Source organism: Parabacteroides timonensis (assembly GCF_900128505.1).
Lineage (GTDB): Bacteria > Bacteroidota > Bacteroidia > Bacteroidales > Tannerellaceae > Parabacteroides > Parabacteroides timonensis.
This window is the reverse complement of sequence record NZ_LT669941.1, coordinates 3,301,991-3,320,967: the sequence shown is the minus strand read 5'-3', so window position 1 is coordinate 3,320,967 and position 18,977 is coordinate 3,301,991. Positions and strand designations below refer to the sequence as shown.

The 18,977-nt window shown below is 45.7% G+C and carries 11 protein-coding genes; 3 read left to right on the top strand and 8 right to left on the bottom strand.

All coding sequences use genetic code 11. The features are described from left to right. Nucleotides 1-1,554 (bottom strand): sensor histidine kinase, encoded by a 1,554-nt coding sequence (locus BQ7394_RS21055; protein WP_075559209.1) that lies wholly within the window; start codon nucleotides 1,552-1,554, stop codon nucleotides 1-3. 462 nt (nucleotides 1,555-2,016) lie between these two features. Between BQ7394_RS21055 and BQ7394_RS21050 the strand changes: the two genes are divergently transcribed. Continuing rightward, nucleotides 2,017-2,844: a lyso-glycine lipid O-acyltransferase GlsA gene (locus tag BQ7394_RS21050; RefSeq protein WP_075559208.1), complete on the top strand. Its 828-nt coding sequence runs from the start codon at nucleotides 2,017-2,019 to the stop codon at nucleotides 2,842-2,844. Between the two features lie 11 nt (nucleotides 2,845-2,855). Further along, the gene (locus BQ7394_RS21045; RefSeq protein ID WP_075559207.1) at nucleotides 2,856-3,821 is read left to right on the top strand and encodes a glycine N(alpha)-acyltransferase GlsB; all 966 of its coding nucleotides are present in this window, start codon (nucleotides 2,856-2,858) and stop codon (nucleotides 3,819-3,821) included. Between the two features lie 2 nt (nucleotides 3,822-3,823). On the opposite strand, the gene BQ7394_RS21040 is transcribed toward BQ7394_RS21045, so the two are convergent. After that, the gene (locus BQ7394_RS21040) at nucleotides 3,824-4,414 is read right to left on the bottom strand and encodes a DUF3109 family protein (protein WP_075559206.1); all 591 of its coding nucleotides are present in this window, start codon (nucleotides 4,412-4,414) and stop codon (nucleotides 3,824-3,826) included. Between the two features lie 121 nt (nucleotides 4,415-4,535). Further along, complete coding sequence (gene gpmI / locus BQ7394_RS21035; RefSeq protein WP_075559205.1) at nucleotides 4,536-6,059, bottom strand: 2,3-bisphosphoglycerate-independent phosphoglycerate mutase; 1,524 nt, start codon at nucleotides 6,057-6,059, stop codon at nucleotides 4,536-4,538. Between the two features lie 111 nt (nucleotides 6,060-6,170). Between gpmI and BQ7394_RS21030 the strand changes: the two genes are divergently transcribed. After that, complete coding sequence (locus BQ7394_RS21030; protein WP_075559204.1) at nucleotides 6,171-6,869, top strand: M48 family metallopeptidase; 699 nt, start codon at nucleotides 6,171-6,173, stop codon at nucleotides 6,867-6,869. Between the two features lie 210 nt (nucleotides 6,870-7,079). Here the strand turns inward: BQ7394_RS21030 and sov are convergent, their stop codons facing one another. The 5 genes from sov to trkA all read right to left on the bottom strand — a co-directional run bounded on the left by sov (nucleotide 7,080) and on the right by trkA (nucleotide 18,973). Further along, nucleotides 7,080-14,555, bottom strand: a complete 7,476-nt coding sequence (gene sov / locus BQ7394_RS21025; RefSeq protein ID WP_075559203.1) for a T9SS outer membrane translocon Sov/SprA — start codon at nucleotides 14,553-14,555, stop codon at nucleotides 7,080-7,082. 37 nt (nucleotides 14,556-14,592) lie between these two features. Continuing rightward, entirely contained in the window at nucleotides 14,593-15,183 is a 591-nt protein-coding gene (gene ruvA, locus BQ7394_RS21020) for a Holliday junction branch migration protein RuvA (RefSeq protein WP_075559202.1), read from the bottom strand. Nucleotides 15,184-15,277: 94 nt separating this feature from the next. After that, nucleotides 15,278-16,165 (bottom strand): SMP-30/gluconolactonase/LRE family protein, encoded by an 888-nt coding sequence (locus BQ7394_RS21015; RefSeq protein WP_075559201.1) that lies wholly within the window; start codon nucleotides 16,163-16,165, stop codon nucleotides 15,278-15,280. 11 nt (nucleotides 16,166-16,176) lie between these two features. Then, nucleotides 16,177-17,634, bottom strand: a complete 1,458-nt coding sequence (locus tag BQ7394_RS21010) for a TrkH family potassium uptake protein (RefSeq protein ID WP_075559200.1) — start codon at nucleotides 17,632-17,634, stop codon at nucleotides 16,177-16,179. 1 nt (nucleotide 17,635) lies between these two features. Next, entirely contained in the window at nucleotides 17,636-18,973 is a 1,338-nt protein-coding gene (gene trkA / locus BQ7394_RS21005; RefSeq protein WP_075559199.1) for a Trk system potassium transporter TrkA, read from the bottom strand. Between the last annotated feature and the right edge of the window lie 4 nt (nucleotides 18,974-18,977).

Here is an 18,977-nt window from a genome sequence, read left to right as displayed (position 1 = left end):
CTAACTTTTTATAAGAGGTAAAGTAATAATAAATTTTGTTCCTACGTTTCCGGGACCGATCTCGGCACGGATCGTACCTTTATGGTCCTCGATAATTTTACGGACGTAAGCAAGTCCCAAACCGAAACCTTTTACGTCGTGTACATTTCCAGTGGGTACCCGGAAGAAGCGGTCGAATACTTTCTTAAGATATTCTTTCTTGATCCCGATCCCGTTGTCTTCAACAGCAATCAACAGTTTCCCGTTGTTGTCGTTCCAGGTTCTTACCATCAATGTGAGCGGTACTTCCGGACGGCGGTATTTCACCGCGTTGTCCATCAGATTAAACAATACATTGGTGATGTGCATTTCATCTACATAGATGGACGAGTCTGTTGCCTGTAAGTCAATGTCGAGTGATCCATCATACTTTTCTACTTTCAGGACGAAGGTGTTAGCTACGCTGATCACCAAGTCGTTTGCATCTACTTCTTTCAGCTTAAGTGCCGCTTTCTGTCGTTCGAACAGCGACATCTGAAGCACTTTTTCTACCAGGAAGCCTAGTCGTTTCGTTTCATCATTGATAACTCCTGAGATGTGTTTAAACACATCGGGGCTCTTGGTTATATCCGAATCTTTCAACATCTGTGCCGCAAGAGAGATTGTTGATACCGGTGTTTTCAACTCGTGCGTCATATTGTTGATAAAGTCGTTCTTCATTTCTGACAGTCTCTTCTGGCGGAATACTATATATATGGTAAAGATAAATGTTACCAAAAGTATCAGCGAAAAGAGTACGGATGGTACAATAAATGTTACAGAACTTGAAATGTAATCACCCTTTGTCGGGAAATATACCTTCATATAATTCTGTTTTGAGGGAGGATCGTTCGGGAACAATACATACGTAATTATATCAGACGCAATAGGTTCCTTTTTTATTTCTCCACTTTGATACACTTTTTTGCCATCTTTGTTAATAACAAAAAATATGAACGGCAGGTTCAAACCGTTGTTAATAAATTCTGATTTTAAGTAATTATTCAGTTTCTTAAAATCTACCCGCTCCTGAATAGGCTTAAGGTTTGCAGTAGTTACCATACTATACACAACTTCCTGCATCAAAGCGTTCTGATACTGCATACGGCGCTTCAATGTTTTCTGCAAATCCTGTGATGTACTGACAATGTTGTTACCCGATTGTTTCTTGTCGAGCGACGACAGGGGTTCGAATTTCTGGCTGAAACTGCGTAATTGTTCTATATGCAATATGTTTCCATTTGCATCCTGTATCTGCAGCTTCTGTTGGGTGATTGCCTGGGCAACCTCTTGCGGATCCTGACTGTTTTGCAGGTAATTATTCTCATCACGCTTAATATCTTCTTCCAGATATCTGCGTGTTTCGTCTAGCTCCAGGTTTTTTGATACTTGGTGCAGGCTTCTTTTTACTGTTTCATTGAATTGCTCGCTACTTTTTTTGAGTATGATGCTCACGTACTTAACCTGAAGGAAAAGCAAACCGGCAAATGCAAATGCCATTACAACAGCGAGTAACCAAATAGTAGATTTCCTCATTCCAAATACTTTCTCTTTTTAACAGAACAAATAACGCTCATTTTAGTTTAATATTCACACAAAAAAGGTAAAAAACATAGGCTGGTTTTCTTAAAAATAGTTTAGCCTATTGGCCACTAAACGATCTATTAGTCTTGAAAACAGAGCCTTATACCACCATTCCCCTTTCAAGAGGAATACTTAGAGTTTAGTTCTTGTGTATAAAAACATAATTATTGATTATTTTGTTTCAACTTATGCAAAAAATATGAATTCGCCGGGAATAGTTTCAGCTTCATATTTAGGCATACGGAGTAGTATAATATATATGTATAACGGATGCAACTGCCGATTTATTTTATTTGAGTGCTAACGAACGGTAACATAAGAAATTGAAACTTCTTAAAAACTTTTGCCGAATGCATTCAGATTTAATTATTAGCTATATCTTTGTCTCCTGACAAGTGACAAGAGTTATGTAGTATGGCACAAGAAGGTATTACGCAAATTGATGTAAAACAGGTATTACAGCAAAAGGCCCCCTCGGTGGCCGGTAAAATTCCCGGTTTTGTAGTCAATTATCTGATTCGTACCATTCACCAGAATGAATTGAATGATATCCTCACCCGTTATCATGATAAGGATGGGGTTGATTTTATGCAGGAGTTGATCGGTTACTTCGACCTGATCCTGGAACTGGTGAACGAAGAAAATATTCCTGCTGAAGGACGCTATATTTTTGCATCCAATCATCCGCTGGGAGGGTTGGACGGCATCTGTTTGTCGGCTGTGATCGGGAAGCATTACGGCGGGAAGATACGTTATCTGGTGAACGATCTGTTGCTCTACTTGTCAAATCTAAGGTCCATTTTTGTCCCTATCAATAAACACGGTGCGCAGGGTAAGAAGAATGCCCGGCTGATCGATGAGGCTTATACTTCGGATAATCAGATCGTGACTTTCCCGGCAGGTCTTTGTTCCCGTAAGATAGACGGGAAGATACAAGATCCTGAATGGAAGAAATCGTTTATTCAGAAGGCGGTCGAACATAAACGGGATATCGTTCCGGTCTATTTCGAGGGAAGGAATTCCAATTTCTTCTACCGGCTGGCTAATCTGCGTAAAGCGCTGGGGATTAAGATGAACTATGAAATGCTTTATCTGCCGGATGAGATGTTCCGGTGCAAGCATAAAACATTCCGTATCCATTTCGGGAAACCTATCCCGTGGCAGACGTTCGACGGTAGTAAGAAACCGGGCGAGTGGGCCGAATGGGTAAGGACACAGGCTTATAATCTCAAGAAAACATAGACTCAATTTATATGCAAGACATTATTAAACCGATTGACCGTGCAGTACTTAAGGCGGAACTGACAAAAGAGAAGAAGCTCCGCAGCACGAATAAATCAAACAATGAAATATATATTGTAACAGCCCACGACTCTCCTAGTGTAATGCAGGAGATCGGACGTCTGCGGGAAATCGCTTTCCGTTATTATGGCGGAGGTACAGGTTTTCCGGTGGATATAGATGAATTCGATACGATGGAGGACGCCTATCGTCAGTTGATCGTGTGGAGTCCGGAAGATGAACAAATCCTGGGCGGTTATCGTTTCTTGTGTGGATCGGATGTGAAATTTGATGAGAACGGTAAGCCGATGTTAGCCACTTCTCACTTGTTTAACTTCTCCGACAAGTTTAATAAAGAATTCCTTCCTTATACGGTCGAACTGGGCCGTTCTTTCGTAACATTAGAATATCAATCTACACGTGCCGGGGCAAAGGGTTTATTTGTACTGGATAATCTGTGGGATGGATTGGGAGCCTTGTCGGTTGTTGATCCGAGCCTGCAGTATTATTTCGGGAAGGTAACGATGTATAATACATATAATACAGAGGCACGTAATATGATCCTTTACTTCCTCGGTATGCATTTCCCGGATGCAGACAAGCTGGTGACGCCTGTCTACCCGCTGCAAACCGATACGGATATAGAGAAAATGAAGGATTTGTTCCATTACGATAACTTCAAGGAAAATTATAAGGTACTGAACCAGGAAGTGCGTAAGTTCGGTATCAATGTGCCGCCCCTTGTAAACGCCTATATGAGTCTTTCACCTAAGATGCGTGTATTCGGAACGGCTATCAACCATGAGTTCGGGGATGTAGAGGAGACCGGCATACTTATTGCCATCAATGAAATCCTCGAAGATAAGAAGAAACGTCATATCGAAACTTACCTGAAGGAAGAGGGACAGACGGCTGATTTGATAAGGAAGATAGAATAATACTATTCTTCTTCCTGTTCCTTTTGTTTGATCCACTCTTCGGCTACTTCTACAAGCGACTCGTACCATTTCTGCCCGAATTTGCGGGTGAGAGGTTCTTTGAGGAATTTGTATAGAGGTAGTTTTTCCTTTTGGCCCAGTATCTCAGCGGCTTTACAAATCTTCCAGCGATCGTAGTTGACAGCACGGAAATCCCTGTATTGTGTGACGCGTACCGGATAAAGGTGGCAGGATACCGGTTTGTAGAAAGATACTTTTCCTTCGCGATAGGCCTTTTCGATGGCACATTTGCAGGTACCGTCATTGTCATAACAGGTGAAGACACAGTCTTTACCGTTGACGATGGACGTGACGATATCACCTTCACAGTCGATGAAGGCAACACCTTGCTTCTTTATGATTTCCTGCGCTTCCGGGGCCAGGTCGTCCCAGATAACCGGGAGTACTTTCTCCAGTTCTGCTATTTCTTTTTTGTCTAATGGGGCTCCTGAGTCGCCTTCTACGCAGCAAATACCTTTGCATTGGCTGAGGTCGCAGAGAAACTTGGCTTCAATCAGGTCGAGGCTTACCAGGGTGTCTTCTATTTGGATCATTTCAGTTGAGAGTTGAGAAGTGATAGTTAACAGATAAGAAATGACAGTTAACAATTATTCCCCTTTATGTGGAGTAATAACTGTCAACTGTCACTTGTCAACTGTCAACTAATAAAAGTTGTTATTTAATCAAAGATTTGCCAGTCATTTCTTTCGGCTGCTTCAATCCCATGATGTGAAGGATAGAGGGAGCAACGTCTGCCAGGATACCGTCTTCTACTTTGGCCTCTTTGTTTTCTGTTACGTAAACGAAAGGAACAGGGTTCAGCGAGTGAGCCGTGTTCGGTGTACCGTCTTCGTTCAGAGCGTGGTCGGCATTACCGTGGTCGGCGATGATGATCACTTCGTAGTCGTTAGCCTTGGCTGCTTCAACGGTGTCGTTCAGACAAGCGTCGATGGTTACGACTGCTTTCTCGATGGCTGAATAGATACCGGTGTGGCCTACCATGTCGCCGTTTGCGTAGTTACAAACGATGTAGTCATATTTCTTTGTATTGATAGCTTCTACCAGTTTGTCTTTCACTTCGAATGCGCTCATTTCCGGTTTCAGGTCGTAAGTAGCTACTTTCGGAGACGGAACCAGGATACGGTCTTCACCATCGAACGGAGTTTCGCGTCCGCCGTTGAAGAAGAAAGTAACGTGAGCATATTTCTCTGTTTCGGCAATGTGCAACTGTGTTTTGCCAACGGATGCCAGGAATTCGCCCAGTGTATTTTCTACATTGTCTTTGTCGAACAGGATATGGACACCCTTGAAGCTCGCATCGTACGGAGTCATACAGAAATACTGCAAGTTAGGAATAGTCTTCATTCCTGCTTCCGGCATATCCTGCTGAGTCAGAACGACAGTCAGTTCTTTGGCACGGTCGTTACGGTAGTTGAAGAAGATAACGACGTCGCCTTCTTCGATAGTAGCTACCGGCTTATCGTTTTCTACGTGTACGATCGGTTTGATGAATTCGTCCGTTACGCCTTCTGCGTATGATTCTTCCATGGCTTTTACCATGTCTTCGGCAGGTTTACCAGTTCCGTTCACGATCAGGTCGTACGCTTCTTTCACGCGTTCCCAACGTTTGTCACGGTCCATTGCATAGTAACGGCCGATGATGGAAGCGATCTTACCGCCTGTTGTTTTCAGATGGTTTTCCAGTTGTTCGATGAAACCTTTACCGCTTTTCGGGTCAGTGTCGCGACCGTCCATGAAGCAATGAACGTATGCTTTGTCCACTCCGTATTCTTTCGCGATATCAGTCAGTTTGAACAGGTGTTCCAGTGAGCTGTGTACACCACCGTCGGAAACCAGTCCCATGAAATGGATCTGTTTGCCGTTTTCTTTGGCGTAGCTATAAGCACGTTTGATTTCCGGATTGTCGAGGATTGTATTCTGACGACAGGCGATATTGATCTTCACCAGGTCCTGGTAAACGATACGGCCTGCACCGATGTTCAGGTGACCTACTTCCGAGTTACCCATCTGTCCGTCGGGTAAACCTACGTTTTCGCCGGAAGCCTGCAACTGAGAGTTAGGGTATGTTTTCAACAGATAATCCCAGTACGGAGTGGGAGTGTTGTAGATTACATCATCTTTACCACGGTCGCCGATTCCCCAGCCATCGCAGATCAATAAAAGTGCTTTCTTGCTCATGATTGCCTTATTTATATAGTTTATACTTATTAAATATCTAATACCGGGCGCAAAGATAAGCATTTCTACCGTAATATTATTTCCCTTTAAAGTATTACTTTTGTGGTAAATATGGAAAAGAAGATATACTACAACGATCTGGGAACCATCCTTCTCCGTACTACCCCGCGAGCAACCCGTTATACGCTGAAAATATCAAAGGGAATGATCACCGCCACTATGCCGGAAGGCGGGGATGAAGGACGGATGCTGTCTTTTATCGAAGAGAACAGGCAGAAGCTTCTTTCGGCTTTGAAAAAGCATCCGGCACGCCCGTTGCTGGACGAGACGACGCAGTTGCAGGCAACTACTTTCCGCGTAGAAATATTCCGTACAGACCGTAACAACTATTATATGACCTTGAAGGAAGGGATACTTCGTATTGCTTGTCCGGCGGCAACCCGTTTCGAGTCCGATAAAGTTCAGGAGATTTTGAAGGATTTATTGGAGAAAGCGCTTCGCCACGAGGCTAAACGATTACTTCCCGACCGCTTGATGGCACTCGCTGCCCGATATAAATTTACCTGTACAGGCGTACGGATCATGAATAGTAAGACCCGGTGGGGAAGTTGTAGTACGCGCAAAACAATCAATCTCTCCTTATCCCTGATGTTGCTCCCCTGGCATCTGATCGATTACGTCCTCCTTCACGAACTTTGCCATACGGTAGAGATGAACCATAGCGATCGCTTCTGGAAACTTCTGAACGGTGTAACAGACAACAAGGCGCTCGCCTTGCGCGGGGAACTGAAGGATTATCACATGCTGTGATCTACTCTCCTTAGCCGGTAAGGTGACAAGGTATCCTATCCTGTTAGTGCACGCTCCCCTGTCCCGATGGGGCATGCCACCCTGTGCTGGCGGGGCAGTGCCGCACCCGGGTGCGGTTGATTGCCTCATCGGGGTGCGGTTGACAGCCGCATCCCGATGCGGTAGTTCGCCTCATCAGGGTGAGGCACTCCCTCACCCGAACGGATTGGCTTACTGCGCCAGCGAGAAGCGGAGGGCTACGCCATAGTTGGAGTTGCTTGTCGGATAGGCTGCGTTAGAGATCAGCGGCTCGTTGATCTGCAAATCGTAGAAAGCACGCACTGTCAGGGCACGGCTCAATCCGTAATCGGCTGAGAACTGGATCGTCTTAGCTATGTTACCGCTGGTAGCTTGTGTAAAGCTGTCTTCTATCTTACGTATCAGAGACTGCATTTTATTGTAAGAGAAGTCCAGGCGCACGGTCAGGTCATTGCTGAAGTCGCGTGTTTTCTTCATCTTCAATATCTTGTTGAACTCGGCGAACTTATATCCTAAACCGATCGTATACTTGTTTGAAAGTGCTTCTACGATCTGGTAGGAGGATATGTTCAGGTTCAGGTTGCGGCTCGTTGCATAGTCCATACGGATCGTGATATTGTTCAGCATGGTAGCATCGACACCCAATAGCGGGTTGAAGCTTTCGTTGAGGCTGACACTGGATATTTCGTATGGGGAAGACGGTATAGCCAGGTTATCCGAACCTTGTGTAAAGCCCATGTTGCCACCCAATCCTGCGTCTACCCAGGTAGAATAGGAATTGTAGGCTCCGACATTATAGGTACAAACGTATTGATGACTCAACATTACGGTCTTGAAGTATTTCTTCACGGCCGGAATACGAACCAATCCGTCGTATGTGATACGCCAGTTCGGTAACAGGCTGCGCAGGGCAGGGAAAGGAGACGACGAAATTTTGTTCGGATCTTTTCCGGTATAGGCTGACAGGAAAGCCGGAATTAGTACGTCGGCTGAGTTTTTGTTGACACCGCCTGGTGTATAAGGTTGTCCTGCCTGTCCGTTTTCTGCCAGGAAGCCGCCCGAAGGATAGTTCGTTCCACTATACTGGCTTTCAAGACGGTTGGCTATGATCTCACGGTTTTCGATAAACTTGTTGAATGTTTCCGAAGCATATCCGTTGTCGATATTACCACTACCTTTAAAGAAACCTCTAAGACCGATGGTTGTCATAAGGAAGTTACCGCCGGTTTGTTCAGGCATGCCCGGATACATATATTGTATATCGGTACTGCGTGTATCTACCCGGTTGGCATTCAGGTCGATCTTCAAACCGGTGATAGGTTCGAGGTTTGCCCGTATGTTCAGGTTCTTTGCACTGCTCATTACGGCAGGTGTTATGTTGGTCGGGTTATAGACCAGCCATTCTCGTTCGTTGGCATCTTCCAGGAACTGACGGTTTACGGCACCAAAGGCAAAACCCAGACCAGGTGTCAGGCCGAACGGCGAACGTCCCTGACCGAAAATGTCACCGATCATCGGACGGAATCCGGGAACCATCATACCATCGGTTGTCTGGTATTGAATGTTGATACGACGTACCATCATCAGGAAGCGTGAAGCATGCTCGGCTGCCTTATACAAGAAGTCTTCGGTTGCTTTAGGACCGGGTTTAATGGTTAGCTTCAGGTGGGCAGTATCCTGATTGAGGATCATTACCTGTGCGTAGTTGATCGGTTTGTACTTGATTGAATACACCTTCCCATCGGCTCCGCGTGCAGTGATACGTACCTTTTTGGTGAACATGCCGTGTTGAACGACGGTTCCGCTATCCATATTCAGCTGTATGTCTTTTTCCAGTTTGATCTCTTTCTGTTCTTTCTTTTTGGTAGCCGTACGGGTGGCAGAGAATTTCTGGTTCACCTTTTTCAGGTATTTGTTCTTGTTATAGAGTGAAAGCATGTTCAAGCTGTTCTGTAAATCGAACTGCCGGTTGTTTTTAATCGTGTTACCGATCTCATAGTCGGATTCGACAACAGCCCCGCGGTCCCAGTTGTATTGCGCGTTGTAGGTCAACGAGCTGTTTACCCAATCGAGTACAGGGATATACTGCAAAGGCAGGTTCCAGGTAACATTGAATGTCTGGTCGTACTTCAACGGTGTACCCAGATCGGCGATACTTTGCTTTACAGAATCTTTCCATACCTGATATCCATCAGGATTCAGTTCTTTGTTTACCTGTACATACGGTTCTTCGATACGGGCATTCGTACCGGAAGTGAATGTCATATTCAGATTGTTGGTGAAGTCCCAGCGCAAACTGAAAGCACGATCCCAGTAGAAGTTTGAACTGAAGGACGCTTCCGGCTTACTGCCTGTGTCTTCCAGGTCGCGCAACTGCAATTCGTAATAGTTACGCATCATGGCCGTCTGGAAACTGATGTTCGACGGAACATAGTTCAGGCTGAACTGTTTGGCATAACGGGTGTATCCGTTGTTCTTCTTTATCTTCTGGAACGGACGGAACGGTTTTACGTACGGTGTGTAACTATACGATAAGTTTCCACGGTAATCCTTCGTCGTTTCGTATTCGGTTTCCGGATTCTGCGTTTTAGTCTGGCTGTAAGAATAGCCGATCGAGAAGTTGGCCGGGTCGTAAGGCATCGGGTTTTTACTGCGGATATCCGCTTTCACGTTGTTGAACGAGATACTTTTGATTACGGTTTTATCTACCGAGAAGTTCTTGATAGAGTCTTTTTCGGCTTTTGTCTCTACAGCATCGAGGGCATCGTTTAATTTGATATCCTGATCGAGCGGGTTATACTGGGGCTTGGTCATTTCTTTCGAGTAGGCATAGTACATCGGGATGCTGACTTTAGCTTTTTCCGGGAAGAATTTACCCCATTCGATATTGGTTGCTATGTTATATTGTGAGAAGTCGTCGATACGACGTTCGGATAATGACTGGTCGAGTGCCCCGAAGCCGGCCGTTTCGATGCGTCCACCCACGTTGACTGTCCCCAGGTCGGATACGGCCACATTGAGGTTGGCATTGGCAGCCCATCCGCCTGACTCGTTGAAGTCGCTCAGGCGTAATTCGTTCACCCAAACTTCGGCACTCTTCACTGTATTCGATTTGTTACGAACACCGATCATGATGGTCTTCACTTCCGCTAGACTCGGGTTACCGACGATACTGATCGTATTGAGCATGTTGTTCGGGTCAGGCATCGAATAAACGGTCTGGTAATTGACTCCATTGACTCCGGCGCGTTTATCCTTGTTGCGTTGTAGCTTAAGGTTTGTCAATACTTCGAAAGTGATGTTCATCGTGTTTGTCGTAGGATTCCAAACTTCTTCAGCAGTGAACCTCCTCCCTTTACCTGTATAATCGGTCAATGTCAGAGGTACTTCGTATTCGTAGTAATTGTTCTTATAGTCGGATCCCAAACGAATGAATACGGACAGGTCGCCATTACTTGGGATATAAGAATCTTCGTCGCTTATCTTTTCTCCGTGGATGAACATCTGCATCTGTTTATATTGGCGCAGGTCGTAAGAGGTATTTTTATATACCGCACGTGCATCAAACGGTGACAGTTCAGTCACTTTCATCGACAAAGCCTGTTCGTTCTGACGTGCTAGCTGAGGCTGCCCGGTCATAAGTTCACGGCTCACTCCTGGAGGTGTTACGTAGTTGACGGGTTCACGCGAACTGTTCTCTTCGATGTTCACCGAAGATACTTCCAGTGTGGCATTAGACTTAACCGGTACTTTTGGATCGGACAAATCTTGTTCGTAAGAACGCCAGTCGCCGCGAACCAGTTCGAACGTAGCGAAACGAAGGATGGTCGGCTGTTTGAAATTCGTCATGTATAGACGCATGAAACGGATGGTCTTGAAGTCGTTGATACTTCCGACACGACGATTGTATTTCTTGATAGGTATTTTGAACTGATACCAGGTAACCTTTTCCTCCTTACTATTATTGGCATTGGTACCATCCGGCAAGACTGGATAAGTTTCTTTTGTGCCTACAATATAGTTCGAGCCTACTGCCAGTTCATCACGACGAATGGGAATTTTGTATTCGAAGTATTTCTCATTCTCGTTCATGGTATTATCCTGGTTCAGATCTTCTACATCCGGATTCTTTGAAGCGGAGGTGTCATATCTTTCTCCACTAGTGCCGGTTTCGGCGGAGTTTCCTTCTGTTCCGTTGTAGCGTTTGTAACGGTCGAGAATGCCGACTTGGTTGGCGTCGAGATTTGAACCACGAAAATAATGGTATTTATCAGTACCAGGGTTTCTGAGGGGAGAGAATTCGTCTCTCTCCATCTTTGAGATGATATCAGGGTTCAGTTTTGTCTTCAGTTTTTCTATGAATTCCGCATAAGTTGGAAACTCTAGCTCCTCATCAGCAGACAGACCGTTCAGCCCGACATCCTGCTTGGTGCGTGCTCCGGCAGTATTGTCGAAAGCGTATACAGTACTTTGTTGTTTAGGAACAAGTCCCCATATTGTGGAATCTACTTTGCTTTTGTCTCCATCGATGGGTAAGCCGTTCTCGAAGAACTTTCTTTCGTCTTTCAGTACGTCTTCGGATATTTCGCCAAGGTTGAAGTATAAATCTCCACCGTTATTGGTCCCATTCTCATCTTCAAGGAACGGGTCGAGCATCCAGAATTCGATGTATTCGATATTGGCAGTTTCAAAGTCGCTCTGATCGATTTTGCGCATTATACCACCCCAGCGTTTTTCCGGATTTTGTAGTGTACCGTCAGAATTTACTAAATCGGCATCCAGGTTATACGGGCCACGTTCATTTGGATAGAAAGCAAGGTTCAATGCATTGATCGTACTGGTTTCATTATATCCCTGGTCTTTGTCGGGGAATAGTTCGGATACCTGGATTTCACGAACGTAATGGTTCGACAGACTGTCTTTGTTGAGGTACGATGGTCTCTGGCTGGAGCTTCTGCGGGTGAACAAACCATCCACATAATACCAGGCCAATAAAGCACGGTTTTTACCATATTCTATATCGTTTACCAGTGAAGCTTCGGGGAACAAAGCGCTTGCTTTATTATCGTCATACGGTGTACTGGCCAGTTTCCAGGGATAAGGGCTCAACAGGTCGAAGCCGCTTTGTGTCGACTCGAAATCATCTATATAAGAATAGCCTCCGTTTTCTTTGCTTTCGTAATGTCCGGCAATCAAATGGGCAAACTCGGCGTTGAATGAGATCTGGCTGGGTTTGGTCAGCGTAAGCAGCGGTAGCTTGTCGAACATATTGGTCAGCCACTGGCTTTCCCCTTTATAGGCTGTATTTAATCCCCATAGTGTATTCTTGATAGATTCTTCACCGATGACCGTTTTTGTAGTCAGAGGCATTTCCGACATGTGCATGATGGTAGCCCCCAACGAGAAATTAGGTGTGAACTGGTAATTCAGGTCCAGCCCCATCATCGTTTTACGTTGCATGCTGTAAGCTGTTTGGTTTTCCAGCGATACGCTGACAGGTGTTCCTGCAGAGATGATACTTTCATTCAGGATTGTAACTGTTCCTGATGTATAATCGACTGTATAGTCTACATTTTCGGTCAGTGTGGCTCCGGCGGCAGTTACGCGTACTGATCCGCGCGCTACATTGCTGGCTCCCAGTTGTATTTCGGCGGCGGAAGAGGCTTTGTATTCTCCCGTCATCTTGAATTTGTTCTTTTCGGCTATCTGCCGGGCAACTGTTTGCGTAGAGTCGTACAATTCCTGGAATACATATTTGTCGGCGATAGCCGCAGATATATTCTGCTCTATCATCTTTTTCTTCAGGCTGGAACCGAACGGTTCGACGCTCGGGAAGATCACTCTACCCATATCTGCCTGGATCGTGTAGCCTTCTACGAAGTCGAAGAAGCCATCGGCATGGGGTTCGTTCTGCGAATTCAAACGGTCGGCACCCATAATCCGGATCCATATCTTTTTTTGGTCTGTCGATTCCGGCAGATAGTTCAGGTAAGTACCTGTCGTATCGCTCTGATACATCACATCCAGACGAAACTTTTCTTTCTGTACGGAATAAGCTCCCAGTGAATAGATGTTTTTCATCATCAGATCCCAATACTTCATGGCAGGTGACATCTCTGTACCTTTTAACAGCTTGGTGTAGATACATCCACTCGGATTTTCAGGATTATTGTCTGAGAACTCACCGACTTTTACTGTCTTAGGTGTGCCATTGTTGTCATATTGATATTCGTAGGCTACAGCTAGTACTTCACCAGGCTGCATGCTTGTTTTAAGTGAAATATATCCCAACTGGCTATCGTATGTATATTCGGAAGCATCCAGTAAGCGCGCATTATCGACCTTTTCGTACTCCGATCCACCGACGAAAGCGGAAAGAGTCTGATTGACGGCCGTGTAGTCGCGTGCTCCGGCATAGGTGGTGATCATTTCGTTATATAAGCTGTTCGCGTCGTTAGCCGGGAACTCAGGGTTTCCGTTTATCGGGAAAGCAATGGGATTCACCATGTAATTTCTGTCGTTCTCACCTATATCTGTAAAAGCAACAATGTTACGTGCTTGGTCGTAGTTACCTCTTTTGTTGGTAACCCATACCTGGATGCGTTTGATCGTTATCTTTGAATTGATGGTAGGTAATGCCTTGACAGCTTCATCGTATCTGTTGCGGAAATAGTGTGATAGAAAGAAGTGCCTGTTCTCATCATACTTGTCGATGGTCAGTTCGAACGGCTTGGTTTGTACGCCACCTTTCGAGTTTACGGTTTTTGACTCCGATTCCTGCTGTGCAAATAATGCGTTTACCCTCAGCTTTCCGAACTGAAGGTCTGCCTTCATACCGAACAGGGCGGCCCCCCCGTTTATCAGGGAGTTGTTGGTCGTCATCGATACGTTACCGGCTTCCAGCGACTTGATGATCTCATCTTCTTCTCCGGTGTAAGCCAGTTTGAGCTTTTTAGAGTCGAAGTCGAATGAAGTCTCTGTATTGTAGTTCATATCGAAGTTTACTTTCGAACCGACGCTGGCTTGTACATTGAGCTGTACACTCTCGTCGAAGTTGAAGAATGTACGGCTACGGGCACGCTCGGGAAGTGAAGGGTCCTTGGTACTGTTACTTTTCAGACCCATTGTAATTTCCGCAGACCCCTGTGTTCTTACGCGTACACCACCCGGGCCGAATATTCTTTCCGCTGCACCGATACCGAACTGCATATCGGCCAGGTTGAATTTTTTATCAGCTTCTTTCTGAAACTCCTCCTCGTTTTTCTGACGGTAGTAAGAGCGGAGCGATTGTTGCATACTATAATCCTGATATTCTTCGGGAGTCAGGCTGATAGGGGTGGTCAGGTCCTTGTCTCCCAACCGGGTACGAACCACATAAGTTCCGGTCTTAATATCATATTCGACGGCTGTCTTTACGTTCTCAGGATCCCGTAAGTCCATCGGGGATTTCTTTGTCAAGTCTTCATAGTCCTGCGGTACGGTTTTGGATACCGGATAACGGGTTGCCGGAACGGTATCTTTTCCGTCGGGCATGTCCTGTCCTTCCAATAACTGAATATCCGGTAATGTAGCCGTATATGTCAGGTAATCGGCATTCAGCGAGATCATGCCGGCCCCGAATAGTAGTACTGTTACCCAGATAAGATATTTTAGAGCTTTCTTTTTCATTTTAAACTGTCAACTGCCACTTCTCAACTGTCAACTATCAAAGCATTCTGAGTGCGCTTTTAATCACTTGTTCCACTGCCAGCATAGGCGAACTTTTCAGTATCGAGCTTACAGCCTTTTGTGAAGCTGCCTTTTGGAATCCCAACATAACCAGGGCGGCAACCGCTTCTTCTGCGACTGCACCATGACCAGGCACCGGAGCTGCTGTTTCACCAACGACCATATCTCCGACTTTAACCTTGTTTTTCAGGTCGACCAGGATGCGTTGGGCTGTTTTTTGTCCGATACCTTTCACCGAGGTGAGAGCCGTTTCATTTTTAGTGGCGATCACCTGTATCAGTTCGGAAGGGGGAAGTGACGATAAGATCATGCGGGCTGTATTTGGGCCGACTCCGGATACGGAAGTCAACAGCAGGAACAACTCACGTTCTGCTTTCAGGGCAAATCCGAATAATAGGTGGGCATCTTCACGTATAACCTCATATACGTAAATTTTCCCGGAAGGTTTCCCGTTGAATGCGCTGTATGTAGTCAGAGATATGTTAAGTTGATAGCCAATCCCGGAACACTCAATTATCATTTGTGTAGGAGTCAGCTCTACAATATCCCCCTTAATATATTCTATCATTTTGCGTTACATCTTAGTAATTCGTACCTATTATAACGCAAAATTAAGCAAAAGCGTATATCAGACCTAAAGAAATCTTCAATAACGTGAATAATTATTCTCTTCCGGGGTATTCAGCAATGAAGGTTTCGAAGCAACCGCGGTCCTGGAGAGTGATGTAGCAGCGTCGATTATCCGAGCCTCCGAAGGTTATGTTCGAAGGTTTTTGCCCTTTTAGTTGTATCTCACGGATCAATTTACCTTTCGGGTTGATGATGGCAACGGTCCCTTTATCATAACGGCAGAGGTATAAGTTCCCTTTCACATCACAGCGGATACCGTCCATCCCGAAGCCTTCAAAGGTGTGGAAAAGCTTTTTATTTCTGAGCGTCCCGTCCGGTTTGATATCATAGACCCATACCTTCAGCTGGGCAGACTCATTGACATATAGCTTCTTCCCGTCGGGGCTTACGTCGATACCGTTGGTCGTTCCCATATTTCCTTCTAAAAGACTTACTTTCCCATCGGGTGTGATCAACCAGAGCTGTCCTTTTTTGTTGGGCCAGTCCGGATCGCTGGCATACAGATTTCCGTTGGGGGCCAAGGCGATGTCGTTGGGTTGGTTCATCTTCGGTTCATGGGCATATACGCTGATTTCTTTGGTTTTCATATCTACTTTCAGGATATTGTGACCGGTATAATCGGCTACCAACATATTCCCTTCTTTATTGAATCGGATACCGTTGCCTGTGGAACCTTCCGGCAGTGTCACGAAGCATTCGTGCGATCCGTCCGGATACACAATGCCGATCGTCCCTTCTTTGGCGTAATTCACGGCATAGAGGTTTCCGGCTTTGTCGGTGGCTGGGCCTTCTATTCCGTTTGTGAAAGTACCTTCGGGCAACAGATCGGTCGTCTCCCGCTGGGAGGTTATTTGTGAGGTGGCTATCAGCGTGCTGCACAGGTAACCGATGATAAAGAGGAATATTGCAGGTGCTTTCATGATCTGTTATTTTATTGTTTCCAGAATCCGGGAACGAGTAAAGTCAATACGGTAAATATTTCCAGACGGCCTGTCATCATCAGGAATGAAAGGAACCACTTGGAAACGACAGGAACTTCGGAGAAGTTATCGACCGGCCCCAGCTTTCCTAGTCCCGGTCCTACGTTGCTTATGGCCGAAACGGCAGCTCCGATCGACTCCTCAAACCCCAGTCCGTCAAGCATCAGAACGATGCAACTTACTACAATAAGAAGCATGTAGGCAACGGCAAAAGCCAGTACACGGTGTACCACTTCGCCGGATACGATATGTGTATCCATCCGCACCGGAATAATGGCATGGGGATGGGTTTGTTTCTTGAACTCATTGAAGAGATTTTTAGAAAGGATGGCGAACCGTCCTATTTTTAATCCCCCGCAGGTAGAACCGGCACAACCGCATATAAACATCAGGATCAAGGCTATCATCCAGAAGAACGGCCCCCAGGGAATGTAGTTGTCGGTTACAAATCCGCAGGTAGAGACTAGAGTGACTACCTGGAACGAGGCTTTCCTGAACGCCGATAAGAAGTCAGTAGCAACCCCCTGGTACATTACCCAGGCCGTAGAAACAGCGATCATGATTGCTACAAACCAGAAAAACCAGCGGAACTCTTCATCGTGGAACAGTTTCTTCACATTTCCGTTGAAGCAGAAGTAGATCAATGTCATATTGGTTGCTCCGATAAACATGAATATAGAGATGACATACTCTATATAAGCCGAATCCCAGTAAGCGATACTGGTGTTTTTGGTTGAATATCCCCCGGTAGAGATCGCTGTCAAGGCATGGTTCACAGCATCGTATAAATCCATGGGACCTATCCATAACAGGCCGATCAATAGGAGAGTAAGGAATAAATAAACACCCCAGAGCCGTTTGGCTACCTGGGTAACACGCGGACGGAACCGCTCGTGTGTAATTCCCGGTGTTTCCGCATTGAACAGTTGAGTGGCTCCCCCGCCTAAAATGGGCATCAGGGCCACTGTAAATACAATCATACCGATACCACCCTGCCATTGTGTAAGACTTCTCCAGAACAGGATGCCTTTCGGTAACGCTTCTATATCAGTCAGTATGGTAGATCCGGTGGTGGTAAACCCCGACATTGTTTCAAAAAATGCATCCGTCACATTGTCGATATAACCTCCCAGATAGAAAGGGAGCATACCTAATAGGGAGAAAAGTATCCAGGTGAATGTTACGGTAAGCATCCCTTCCCGTCGTCCGGCAGAATATTCGTTGGCCCGGAAACCGATTGCATAGAGTGTAACACCTGTCCCGAACAGGATTCCACAGGAAAGCAATAAAGGATACAGGTCGTTTCCTTTGTAGAGGAATGCAACGACTGCCGCCATCAGCATGAACAGCGTCTCGAGGATGCACATCATCCCCAGCATTTTTATTATGAAACGTACATTCAGTAGCATACTAATTAAAATAATCTTCCAGTTTACGCATGGCTGTTTCCAGGCAGAAAACAACTACGTGGTCGTAAGCTTGTATTTGGGTATCACCTTTGATCATCATCGGCTCTCCGTCCCGTATCAGCCCTCCCAGCGTCAGGTCTTTCGGCAGACGCAGGTCTTTTACCTGTTTACGTGTGATTTTCGAGTCGGGACGCGCTACCAACTCTGCCACATCGGCATTGGCGAATGTCAGGAACTTCACGTTCGACACGTCGGCATCCAATAGGAACTGGTAGATATGACTGGCTGCTATCAGTTTCTTGTTGATAACCGAACCGATATCCATATTTTCCGCCAGTGGAATATAGTCGATATTTTCAATCTTGGCGACCGTTTTGAATACACCGAAACGTTTTGCAGCCAGACAGGCAAGTATGTTCGTACTCGAGTTATCTGTCAGGGCGACAAAAGCCTGTGCATCTTTGATACCTTCCTGCATAAGCAGTTCGGTGTCGCGTCCGTCGCCGTTAATGATCAAGACGTTACTAGGTACTACTTCCGCTATGCGGTGACTCTTCTCTTTGTTGGTTTCCAGGATTTTGACACGGATATTGTTCGGCAGATACTGGCTGGTACGGATAGCGATACGGCTTCCTCCCATGATAAATATCTTCTTCACTTCCGGATCTTTTTTACCGGCATGTATCTGTACGTCTTTGATATGCTCTTTCGTAGTGGTAAAGAATACGATATCTCCCGGTAAGACATAGTCGGTACCCCGTGGGATAATCGTTTCGTATTGCCGTTTGATGGCAACGATATGGTATAGTTTCTGTTCGTTCAGCAACTCGGCCAGTTGTCTGTTTACCAGCCGTGAGTTTTCACGAACCTTTACTCCGATCAGGATCAGAGCCCCCCCGAACAGTTCCCAATACTGGCGTGTCCACGGACGGCGTACGGCATTCACAATTTCCTTAGCTGCAAGCATCTCCGGATAGATCATCGAATGGATACCCAGTTTTTCGAACAGTTCTTTATTTTTGGGTAAAAGATATTCGTAATTATTGATACGGGCCAGTGTTTTGCGTGCTCCGAGCTTGGAGGCTAGGATGCTGGCAGCGATATTTGTTGTTTCTTCAGGTGTAACGCTGACGAACAAGTCTGTCTTTTTTATTCCTGCTTCTTCCAGATCACGGATTGAAGTAGGGTTCCCTACCATCGGGAGGATCTCCATGTTGGAGTTAGTGAAATTCAATCGCTCCTCACTCGGGTCCATCAGGATGATATCCTGTTGTTCCTGCGATAACATCTTTGCGAGATGCGTACCCACTTCGCCTGCCCCGGCAATAATAATTTTCATGTTG